Below are 11212 nucleotides of genomic sequence, written 5' to 3' on the forward strand. Positions count from 1 at the left end.
CCGGCGCGGGCGTCACGGCTCCTCGCGGGCCATGGCGCGCACGTCGTGCGTCGGGCGCAGCACGGCTACGGCGAGGCCGACCGCCGCCGCGGCGAAGAAGGCGGCGGGCAGGCCGACCTCGTCCGCCGCCGCGCCGGCGAGCGCCGGCCCCACGAGCTGGCCCGCCGAGATCAGGAAGAAGGTCGCCCCGAAGCCCGCCGAGGGGCGATCGTTGAAGACGTTGACGCTCCAGATCCCGTAGAGCCCCGTCACCAGGATGAACGCCGCCCCGTAGACCGCTGCGCCGGCGAGCACCAGGGGGGCGCTGCCGGGCGCCGCCGCGAGCGCGGCGGTGACGAGCGCGATGGCCGCCGTCCCGCCCGCGAGCACGGCCGAGAGGCCGAAGCGGCGCACGAGATCGCCGGCGAGCCCGCCGGCGACGCCCGCGATCCCGATCAGGATCCAGAACGCGCGCCCCGCGTCGGGCGGGAGGCCGCCCTGCGCGACCACCAGCTCGACGGCGAAGGTCCAGAAGACGGAGGTCACGAGGCCGAAGGCGAAGGCGCCGGCGAAGAGCGGGCGCGCCTCTCGGCGCATCAGGAAGGCGCGGGTGAGCCGCGGCGGCCGCGCCGCCGTGTCCGGTGAGGCCCGTCCGTGGCGCTCCCGGCCGGGCAGGAGGAGCGCGTTCCAGATCGTCGCGGCGAGCGCGAGCGCGGCGAACACGAGCCAGGCCGTGCGCCATTGCGCGCCCGCCAGCATCGCGACGGGGCCCGAGAGCATGACGCCGAAGCTCGTGCCGGAATTGATCCAGGCGTAGCTGCGGTTCTGGTGGCGCTCGGCGACGAGGCGCATCACCGCGTCCGACATCGGCGGGTAGGCGAGCCCGGGGCTCGCGCCCGCGAGCACGACGCCCGCCGCCAGGACCCAGACGTTCGGCGACATGCCGATCAGCGCCATGCCGCCCGCCGCAGCGAGCCCGCCGAGCACGACCGGCAGGCGCGGCCCCAGCGTCGCGGACACGGTCGAGCCGAACAGGGTCGCGAGCAGGTAGGCGGCGTAGGAGCCGCTGGCGATCAGCCCGAGCGCGAAGGCGTCGAACGCGAACGCCGCGCCGATCTGCGGCACGAACAGGCCGTAGGTGTAGCGCGCGAGGCCGTAGGTCGCGCCCACGATGGCGATGCCGGCGGGAACCAGCGCGAGGGGCGACAGCGTCCCGTCGCCTCCGGCGGCGTCTCCCCGCCCCCCGTTCGTCCCGCTCACGGCCGCAGCGAGCGTCGGGTCGCGACCGTGCGGTCGCCGACCGTGACGTCCTCGGGTTCGCTCATTCCACCCCGCCCGCGTGCCGTCTTGCCTCGCGCCGCGCCACGGCGTAGCCCTTTGCGGGTGTCGCCGGCCTCGACAGTCGGGGCGCGGCTCGAGGCGTGATCGATGACCATCCAGAAGCAGGCCGGGTTCTGGTTCGCGGCATTCGTCGCCACGGCGTTCTTCCTGTGGCTGTTCTCCGACATCCTGCTGCCCTTCGTGGCCGCGCTGGCACTCGCCTACCTGCTCGATCCGGTGGCGGATCGGCTGGAGCGGCTCGGGCTCGGGCGGCTGGGGGCAACGCTCGTCATCCTGCTCGCGTTCGTGCTGCTCGTCGTGCTCGTCCTCGTGCTGATCCTGCCGCTGGTCGTGCGCGAGCTCACCGCCTTCCTCGAGTCGCTGCCGGACTACGTGGCGCGGCTGCAGGCGCTGATCGTGGAGCGCGGCGCGCCGCTCCTCGAGTATCTCGGCGTCGAGATCGCCGGGCCCGAGCTGCAGCGCAACATCGGCGACCTCGTCTCGCGCGGGGCGGGACATCTCGGCGCCGTGCTCGGCACGATCCTGGCGAGCGGGCAGACGGTGATCTCGGTCTTCTCGCTGCTCGTGCTCACCCCGATCATCGCCTTCTACCTCCTCGTCGACTGGGATCGGATGGTCGCCACCGTCGACGGCTGGCTCCCCCTGCGCAACCGCGCCACGATCCGGCGGCTGGCGCGCGACATCGACGACGTGCTCTCGCGCTTCGTGCGCGGGCAGGCGACCTTGTGCCTCATCCTGGGCGCCTTCTACGCGCTCGCGCTGATGGCGATCGGCCTGAACTTCGGCGCGCTGATCGGGCTCGTGGCGGGGCTCCTCTCCGTGATCCCCTACGTCGGCTCGATCACGGGGCTCCTCCTGTCGGTGGGCGTCGCCGTCGTCCAGTTCTGGCCGGACTGGATCTGGATCGTCGCCACGCTCGCGATCTTCCTGTTCGGCCAGTTCGTGGAGGGCAACTTCCTCTCCCCCAAGCTGCTCGGCGGGGCGGTGGGCATCCACCCGGTCTGGCTGATGTTCGCCCTGTTCGCCTTCGGGTCTCTGTTCGGCTTCGTCGGGCTGCTGATCGCCGTGCCGCTCGCGGCGATGGTGGGCGTGCTCACCCGCTTCGCGCTCTCGCGCTACCTCGACAGCCCCTTCTACGACCCCCGTATCGGCCCCGCGCCGCGCCGTCCCGCGGAGGACGGGGATGGCTGAGCCGGGCGGGCGCATGCGCCAGCTGCCCCTCGACCTCGCCGGCGCGCCGAGCCATGCCGAGGAGGATTTCCTCGTCGGCCCCTCGAACGAGGAGGCCTATGCCGCGATCGAGTCCTGGCCGCGCTGGAGCGACCCGGTGCTGCGGCTCGAAGGTCCGCGGGGCTCCGGTAAGACGCATCTCGGCGCGATCTGGGCGGCCCGCGCCGGCCCCGTGCGCATCGCCGCGCGCCTCGTGCGCGACGAGGACGTGCCGCACCTCGCCGCCGCGGGCGCGATCCTCGTCGAGGACGCCGACGCCGGCCCGCTCGACGAGCCGGCCCTGTTCCACCTCCTCAACCGGGTGCGCGAGCGCGGCGGCTTCGTGCTGATCACGGCGGCGAGCCCGCCGGAAGCCTGGGGCGTCACGATCCGCGACCTCCTCTCCCGGCTGCGGCTCGCGCCGGTGGCGCGGCTCGCCGCGCCGGACGACGGGCTGTTCAAGGCCGTGCTCGTCAAGCTCTTCCTCGATCGCCAGCTGGTCGTCGACACCAGCGTCGTGGACTTTCTCGCCGTGCGCCTGGAGCGCTCTCTGGCTGCGGCGGGCGAGGCGGTGGCGGGGCTCGACGCCGAGGCGCTGGCGCAGAAGCGCCGGATCACCCGGCCCATGGCGGCCGCGTGGCTGCGCGCCACCGGACGGGCCGGGGACGACGACGGTGGATACGAAGACGACGAGAATTCCTGAATGGAATGATTGAAAAAATTATCGCATGACGATAATGATGCGGCTGGTCTCGAACCGCCGTGGAAGGATTTGCCATGCGCCTCTCGTCTCCCCGTGCGCGGATTGCGCGCGCGCTCGTCGTCGTCCTCTGCCTGCCGGCGACCCTCGCCGCCTGCGCGAGCGTCGCGCCGTCCGGCCTGATCGCGGCGGCGCGGCTCGATCCGCTGGGCAGCGATCCGCAGGCCGTCTCCGTCGGCCTCGGCCTGCCCGAGACGATCCGCCTGCGTGACGGCGACGCGACGCTGCGCATCGCCTTCACGCGCGACGGCGCGGACGCGCCGGTGGTCGACGAGACGGTGCCGCTCGCCATCGTGGAGGGCGCGGGCCGCGCCGGCGCACCGGAGCCCCGGGCGGGCGAGCGGATCTTCCTCGCCGGCGTCGCCCCGCAGGAGGCGGCGCGCTTCCGCGCGGCGCAGGCGCGGATTCGGGCACTGCGCGAAAGCGGCGTGCGCGGCACCGGTACGCTCGCCGTGGCGGTGCGCGGCGGCTGCCGGACCGGCGCCGTTCCCGCCACGCTGCCGACGCGCACCTTCCTGCGCACCAGCCCCGAGGCCGGATTCGCCACGCTTACGCGCAGCCCGGACCTGTTCGCGGAGCTCGACGAAGAGGCCGCCGCGGGCCTGCGCGCGCGCATCGCTCCCTGCCGAGACGGCTGAGGAGGCGGGGGGCCTTTCGGCGCGCGGCGCGTGCCTCTATCATCGGCCTGTCACATCGGTGTCGTCCAAGTGCGGGTCCCGACGCGACGACAGGGAGAGGATCTTGCGCGCCAACATCACCCGCGAGGAAGCGCAGGCGATCGCCGAGGTGGAGACTCCACCGGTCGTGCAGAAGGGCGAGGCGCCGGAAGGGGCGGACCTGCGCGGCACCCCTCACCGGTTCGTCAACCGCGAGCTCTCCTGGCTGCAGTTCAACCGCCGGGTCCTGGAGGAGGCGCAGAACCCGAATCATCCGCTGCTCGAGCGGCTCCGGTTCCTGTCGATCTCGGCAAACAACCTGGACGAGTTCTTCATGGTGCGCGTCGCCGGCCTGAAGGGCCAGGTGCGCTCCAACGTCTCCGCCGTGAGCCAGGACGGGCTCATCCCCTCCGAGCAGCTCGCGCGGATCGCCCAGGCGGTGTCGACGCTCGCGAGCGACCAGCAGGCCCGGTGGCGGGTGCTGGCGCCGGAGCTGCTGGAGGAGGGCATCGCCATCGTGGGCGAAGGGGATCTCGACGAGGCCGAGCGCGCCTGGCTCGAGGACCACTTTCTCCATCACGTCTTCCCGATCCTGACCCCGCTCGCCATCGACCCGGCGCATCCGTTCCCGTTCATCCCGAACCTCGGCCTCTCGATCGCGCTCAAGCTGCGCCGCCAGAGCGACGGGCGGCTGCTCAATGCGCTGATCCGCCTGCCGCTGAAGATCGACCGCTTCATCAAGCTGCCGGACGGCGGGGCGGGCCTGCGCTTCGTGGCGCTCGAGCAGGCGATCGAGATGCACGCCTCGCGGCTCTTCCCGGGCTACGAGCGCATCGGGCAGGGCTGCTTCCGCGTGATTCGCGACAGCGACCTCGAGATCGAGGAGGAGGCGGAGGACCTGGTGCGCGTGTTCGAGACGGCGCTCAAGCAGCGCCGGCGCGGCAGCGTGATCCGGCTCGAGATCGAGGCCTCGATGTCCGACGACCTCGCCCAGTTCGTCGCCGACGAGCTCGACGTCGCGCCCGACGAGGTCTTCCAGGTCGACGGCGTGCTCGCCCTGAACGATCTCTCGCAGATCGTCGGGCTCGAGCGGCCGGAGCTGAAATTCAAGCCCTACACGCCGCGCTTCCCCGAGCGCATCCGCGAGAAGGGCGGGGACGCCTTCGCCGCGATCCGCGAGAAGGACATCGTCGTTCACCACCCCTACGAGAGCTTCGACTCCGTCGTCGGCTTCCTGGAGCAGGCGGCGCGAGACCCGAACGTGGTGGCGATCAAGCAGACGCTGTATCGCACCTCCTCGCAGTCGCCGATCGTGGCGGCGCTCGCCGAGGCGGCCGAGGCGGGCAAGTCCGTGACCGCGCTCGTCGAGCTGAAGGCGCGGTTCGACGAGGAGGCCAACATCCGCTGGGCGCGCGACCTCGAGCGCGCGTCGGCCCAGGTCGTGTTCGGCTTCATCGAGCTGAAGACCCACGCCAAGCTGTCGATGGTGGTGCGGCGCGAGGGCGGCAACCTCGTCACCTATTGCCACGTGGGCACGGGCAACTACCACCCGATCACGGCGCGGATCTATACCGACCTCTCGTTCTTCACCGCCGACCCGGTGATCGCCCGCGACGTCTCGCGGATCTTCAACTACATCACCGGCTACGCGGAGCCCGCGGAGCTCGAGCGCATGGCGGTCTCGCCCGTGACCGCCAAGAAGCGGCTCCTCCAGCACATCGAGGAGGAGATCGCCCACGCGAAGGCGGGGCGGCCCGCCGCGATCTGGCTCAAGTGCAACGCGCTGGTCGACGCGCAGATCATCGACGCGCTCTACGACGCCTCCGCCGCCGGCGTGCAGGTCGATTGCGTCGTGCGCGGCATCTGCTGCCTCAGGCCCGGCATCCCCGGCCTGTCCGAGACCATCCGCGTGAAGTCGATCGTCGGGCGCTTCCTCGAGCACTCGCGCATCTACGCCTTCGGCAACGGCCACGGCCTGCCGCACGCGAAGGCGCACGTCTACATCTCGTCCGCGGACCTGATGCAGCGCAATCTCGACCGGCGCGTGGAGGCGCTGCTGCCGATCACGAACCCGACCGTGCACCAGCAGGTGCTCGATCAGATCATGCTTGCGAATCTGCTGGACAACCAGCAGAGCTGGCGTGTCCTGCCCGACGGGTCGAGCGAGCGGGTCGTTCCGGAACCGGACGAGGAACCTTTCAACGCGCACAAGTTCTTCATGACGAACCCGAGCCTGTCGGGTCGAGGGAAGTCGCTGAAGACGTCGAGCCCGCGGGAGCTGTCGCGGCGCAGGCGCTCGAGGAGCTAGCGCGCACGGCTGCGACGCCGTGCGGCGGGGGCGGACAGGGGCGATATCGTTGGACAGCACGAGCGACAAGACCAGCCCGCGGGACGCCGCGCCCGGCCGCCTCAAGGTGGGGCGACCGATCGCGATCATCGACATCGGCTCCAACTCGGTGCGCCTCGTCGTGTACGAGGGCCTCACCCGCGCCCCGATGCCGATCTACAACGAGAAGGTCCTGTGCGGGCTCGGCCGTCACGTGGTGTCGACCGGGCGGCTCGAGGACGAGGCGGTCGCGCGCGCGCTGAAGGCGCTCGCCCGCTTCAAGGTCCTGTGCGAGACGATCCGGGTCGGCGAGATCCTCGTCCTCGCCACCGCGGCGGCGCGCGACGCGCAGAACGGGCCGGACTTCCTGGCGCGTGCCGAGGAGATCGTCGGGCGGCCGATCGAGCTGCTCTCGGGCGCCCGCGAGGCGGAGCTTTCGTCGCTCGGGGTGATATCGGGCTTCCACGAGGCGGACGGGATCGTCGGCGACCTCGGCGGCGGCTCGCTCGAGCTCGTCGACGTGGCCGGTCTCGAGGCGGGGCAGGGCGTGACGCTGCCGCTCGGCGGGCTGACGCTCCAGGACCTGTCCGACGACAGCCCCAGGAAGGCGCGACGCCTCGTGCGCGAGGCGCTGCCGCGCGCAACCCAGCTCGCCCGCCTCAAGGGACGCACCTTCTACGCGGTCGGCGGCACCTGGCGGAACCTCGCGCGCCTGCACATGGCGGAGCGCGGCTATCCCTTGCGCGTCATGCACGACTACCGCATCGATCCCGCCGACGGGCTCGCCTTCCTCGAGATGGTGGAGCGTACGCCCGCCGCCGCGCTCAAGGAGATCGACGCGGTCTCCGACGCCCGCCGGCCGCTGCTCGCCTACGGCGCGATCGTGCTCGAGGAGATCATCAAGCTCGGGCGCCCGGCGAGCATCGCCGTCTCGGCGCTCGGCGTGCGCGAGGGCATCCTGTTCGAGCGGCTCGACGACGCCCTCAAGAGCCGCGACCCGCTGATCACCGCGGCGGCGGACTTCAACGTCCTGCGCGCCCGCTCGCCCGGGCACGGGGTCGAGCTCGTCGCGTGGACGGACACGCTGTTCGAGACGCTCGGGCTCGACGAGACGCCGCAGGAGCGGCGGCTGCGCCACGCCGCCTGCCTCCTCGCCGACATCGGCTGGCGGGCGCATCCGGACTATCGCGGCGAGCAGAGCCTCAACATCATCGCCAACGGGGCCTTCATCGGCATCGACCATCCGGGCCGCGCCTATCTCGCGCTGTCGAACTATTTCCGCCACGAGGGCCTGTCGCTGGAGAAGGCGAGCGCGCAGCTGAAGGGCCTCGCCACGCCGCGGCTGATCACGCTGGCGCGCATTCTCGGCGGCGCCTTCCGCGTGGCCTATCCGGTCTCGGTGGCGATGGAGGGCGTGCTCCCGAAGACGGCGCTGATCGCGCGGGGCGGCTCGAAGGGCCCGCGCATCGTCCTCAACCTGCCCGAGGACATGAGCGATCTCGTCGGTGAGCGGCTGATCGGCCGGCTCAAGCAACTCGGGCGGGTACTCGAGCGCGAGCCGAAGATCCAGGTGGGCTGAGGCGGCTCACGCCGGCAGCGCCGAGAGCCAGCCGGAGACGCCCGACGACGAGCGCATTTGCGACGAGGCAGGTCGAGGAGGACGACGGGCACGCCCGTCGACCCCGCGTCACGGATGCCGGGGCAGTAACCCCTGCGTTGTGCGGGCCGCTTCCCGCGCGGTGCGCGAGGTTGACAAGCCGGGCGGGCCGAGTCCGAATGTCTCGTTTCCCGTGTGCAATACGTGCATTCCGCACAGGACCGGACGGAGCTCGGCGGACCGCCATGACCGTGCGCGCGCAGGACCTGCTGGACGCAGCCGACGAACCGGCGGCGCTCGTCGAGGCCGACGGCTCGATCCGCCACGCGAACGCCGCCTGGCGCCGGGCGCCCTGCCTCGCCGGCCCCAAGACCACCGGCCTCGTGGCGCGCCTGCGGGCGGCGCTCGACGCGGGCGCGCAGACAGCGAGCGGAGCGTATTCAGCGGGGGAGGGCGAGGCGCGGCGCCATTTCCGCCTGGAGGCGCGACCCATCGCCGGGGCGCGGGCCTGTCTCGTGCGGCGCGTCGAGACGACTGCCGAGCGGCAGGCGGCGCAGCGCCGCAGCGAGGTGCTCGACGAGAGCGCCGTCGGCTTCGCGCTCGCGCTCGAGGCGGGCGGGCTCGGCTCCTTCGACATCTCGCTGGCGTCGCGGACGATCGAGGCCGACCGGCGCGCCCGCGAGGCGTTCGACCTCCCGTTCGACGGGGATCCGACCTGCGCGGACGTCGAAGCGCGGCTCGTGCCCGACGACGTGCGCCGCCTGGCCGACGCGCTGGGGGACGCCATCGGCGGCGGAGCGCTGGATGCGGAGCTGCGGGTGCGCGCGGCGCAGGGCGCCGAGCGCCTGGTGGCGCTGCGCGGCAGGCTGGTGCGACGCGGCGGCGAGGCGCACGTGGTGGGCGTCGTCGCCGACATCACCGAGCGCCGGCAGGCCGAGGCCGATCGGCAGCGCGAGGAGCGCGACCGTCTGGTGATCGGCGAGATGCGCCACCGCATCAAGAACCTGTTCACCATCGTGGGCACGATCCTCAACCTCTCGATCCGCAGCCATCCGGAAGCCGCGCCCTACAAGCGCGCCGTCGAGAGCCGCCTCGCCTCGCTGGAGGCCGCGCAGACACGCCTCGCGGAATCCGGCTGGCGGACATCCGACGTCGACGAGATCGTCGCCCGCGAGCTCGAGCCCTTTCGCGAGCGGCGTCGGCCGAACGTGATCGCCGGCTGCGGCCTCGCGCTCGAGGGCCGCGCCGCGGAGGTCCTGGCGATGATCGTCCACGAGCTCGCGACCAACGCCGCCAAGCACGGCGCGCTCAGCGACGAGAACGGCTTCGTGCGCGTCGCCTGCCGCCACGAGGGCGAGACGGTCGTCCTCGTCTGGAGCGAGGAGGGCGGCCCGACGGTGACGCCGCCGACGCACAGCGGCTTCGGCACGACCGTGACCCAGCGCATGCCCGAGCGATTCCTCGGCGCGCGTGTGGAGACGCGCTGGGCGCCGGAGGGCCTCTCCTACCGGCTCGAGCTGCCCGCCGAGCGGGTGCTGCGCGCCTGCTGACTCCGCAATTCTCCTCCGTTCTCGGGATTTGAAATGTTCCTCGTCTCCTGTCGTGGAATGCGCTATCACCGCGAGCACGCAGGCAGCATCGGCACGAGGATGGAATGATCGCGACGGGTATCATCGACGCCATCGGCAACACGCCGCTCATCCGGCTCGAGGGGCCGTCCAAGGCGACGGGCTGCGAGATCCTCGGCAAGGCCGAGTTCATGAACCCGGGCCAGTCGGTCAAGGACCGCGCGGCGCTCGCCATCATCCGCGACGCGGAGGAGAAGGGCCTCCTGCGCCCCGGCGGCGTGATCGTGGAGGGGACGGCCGGGAACACGGGCATCGGCCTCGCGCTCGTCGGCAACGCCCTCGGCTATCGCACCGTGATCGTCATTCCCGAGACGCAGAGCCGCGAGAAGAAGGACATGCTGCGCCTCGTCGGTGCCGAGCTCGTCGAGGTGCCCGCCGTTCCCTACAGGAACCCGAACAACTACGTGAAGCTCTCCGGACGCCTCGCCGAGCGGCTGGCGCGCGAGGAGCCGAACGGGGCGATCTGGGCGAACCAGTTCGACAACGTCGCCAACCGCGCGGGGCACTACCGCACCACCGGCCCGGAGATCTGGGAGCAGACCGGGGGCGAGATCGACGCCTTCGTCTGTGCGGTGGGCAGCGGCGGCACGCTCGCGGGCGTCGGCATGGCGCTCAAGGAGCGCGATCGCACCGTCACGATCGGCCTCGCCGACCCGATGGGGGCGGCGCTCTATTCCTACTACACGACGGGCGAGCTCGCCTCGAGCGGATCCTCGATCACCGAGGGCATCGGGCAGGGGCGCATCACCGCGAACCTGGAGGGCGCGCCGGTCGACGTCGCCTTCCAGATCCCGGACGAGGAGGCGATCCCGATCGTCTTCGACATGATCGAGCACGAAGGCCTCGTGCTCGGCGGCTCGTCGGGGATCAACATCGCCGGCGCGATGCGCATGGCGAAGCACCTCGGGCCGGGCCACACGATCGTGACGATCCTGTGCGACTACGGCACGCGCTACCAGTCGAAGCTGTTCGATCCCGGCTTCCTGCGCAGCAAGGGCCTGCCGGTGCCGGCCTGGCTCGAGCGCACGAGCGCTATCGATCCGGGGCTCGTGCCGGTGGAGGGGTGAGAGACGGCGCACCGGCGCCGCCCCTCCGGCGTGTGAAGGCGTGCGCCGGGGCGAGCGCTCACTGGTCGTAGAGCGTGTCGGCCTCGGTGCCGCCCTCGGGCGCCATGTCCATCAGCAGGCTGCCGGTGCTGTCGGTGAACTCGCGGCAGACGCATTCCTGCTGGCCGTCGGCGGCGGTGTCGAGGCGGCAGGCCTCGTACATTCCGCTCTGCATGTAGGGCTGGCAGAGCCGATCGTTGCTCTGCGCCAGCGCCGGCGCGACGGGGGCGGCGAGGAGGATCGCGGTGAGGAGGGCGGTCCGTTTCAACATGGGTCGTCTCCGGTCTCGAATGTCTCGGGCCCGCATGGTCCGAGCCTGGGAAAGGCGTCCCGTCGCGCGGGGTTCCCGAGGGGATACCCGAACGTGCAGGGTCATGCGTGCCGGCGCGCTCAGCGGCCGAAGCCGAGACCGAGCTCGCTGCCGCCGACGCCCACGGACACGCCGGAGGGACCCGTCCCGCCGATGCCGACCTCGACCCCGACGCCGCCGGATCCCACGTCGACGTCGACCGTCACGCCGAACCCGCCGCTGCCGCCACCACCGTTGCCGCCGCCGCCGTTGCCGCCGCCGCCGTTGCCACCGTTGCCGCCGCCGCCGTTGCCGCCGCCG

At 72.2% G+C, this 11212-nt stretch carries 9 protein-coding genes and 1 pseudogene; 7 read left to right on the plus strand and 3 right to left on the minus strand.

The window, feature by feature from the left end:
• Positions 1-12: 12 nt before the first annotated feature.
• Positions 13-1239 carry an MFS transporter gene (locus G407_RS27120; RefSeq protein WP_052341232.1) on the minus strand — a complete coding sequence of 409 codons (1227 nt, stop codon included), beginning with the start codon at positions 1237-1239 and terminating at the stop codon, positions 13-15.
• 168 nt (positions 1240-1407) lie between these two features.
• Here G407_RS27120 and G407_RS0111000 point away from each other — a divergent pair, with 168 nt between their 5' ends.
• The 7 genes from G407_RS0111000 (at position 1408) to G407_RS0111025 (ending at position 10563) form a co-directional block, all read left to right on the plus strand.
• Positions 1408-2511, plus strand: coding sequence for an AI-2E family transporter (locus G407_RS0111000; RefSeq protein WP_029030838.1), 1104 nt, complete (start codon positions 1408-1410; stop codon positions 2509-2511).
• Complete coding sequence (locus G407_RS27125; RefSeq protein WP_043539492.1) at positions 2504-3232, plus strand: HdaA/DnaA family protein; 729 nt, start codon at positions 2504-2506, stop codon at positions 3230-3232. The genes G407_RS0111000 and G407_RS27125 overlap by 8 nt, the downstream gene beginning before the upstream one ends.
• Positions 3233-3306: 74 nt before the next feature.
• On the plus strand, positions 3307-3927 hold the full coding sequence (locus G407_RS27130; protein ID WP_043539493.1) for a hypothetical protein: 621 nt from the start codon (positions 3307-3309) through the stop codon (positions 3925-3927).
• Positions 3928-4030: 103 nt separating this feature from the next.
• Positions 4031-6253 (plus strand): RNA degradosome polyphosphate kinase, encoded by a 2223-nt coding sequence (locus tag G407_RS27135; protein ID WP_425337493.1) that lies wholly within the window; start codon positions 4031-4033, stop codon positions 6251-6253.
• A 49-nt stretch (positions 6254-6302) separates the two neighbouring features.
• Positions 6303-7850 (plus strand): exopolyphosphatase, encoded by a 1548-nt coding sequence (gene ppx, locus G407_RS0111015; protein ID WP_029030839.1) that lies wholly within the window; start codon positions 6303-6305, stop codon positions 7848-7850.
• Positions 7851-8113: 263 nt separating this feature from the next.
• A complete protein-coding gene (locus tag G407_RS0111020; protein ID WP_029030840.1) occupies positions 8114-9418 on the plus strand; it encodes an HWE histidine kinase domain-containing protein in 1305 nt (434 codons plus the stop codon).
• A 104-nt stretch (positions 9419-9522) separates the two neighbouring features.
• Positions 9523-10563, plus strand: a complete 1041-nt coding sequence (locus G407_RS0111025) for a cysteine synthase A (RefSeq protein ID WP_029030841.1) — start codon at positions 9523-9525, stop codon at positions 10561-10563.
• A gap of 58 nt (positions 10564-10621) precedes the next feature.
• Here the strand turns inward: G407_RS0111025 and G407_RS0111030 are convergent, their stop codons facing one another.
• Positions 10622-10873 carry a hypothetical protein gene (locus tag G407_RS0111030; RefSeq protein ID WP_029030842.1) on the minus strand — a complete coding sequence of 84 codons (252 nt, stop codon included), beginning with the start codon at positions 10871-10873 and terminating at the stop codon, positions 10622-10624.
• Between the two features lie 119 nt (positions 10874-10992).
• Positions 10993-11212, minus strand: a pseudogene (locus tag G407_RS32295) (hypothetical protein); the annotation flags it as partial.

It is taken from the genome of Salinarimonas rosea DSM 21201, assembly GCF_000429045.1.
GTDB classification, from domain to species: domain Bacteria; phylum Pseudomonadota; class Alphaproteobacteria; order Rhizobiales; family Beijerinckiaceae; genus Salinarimonas; species Salinarimonas rosea.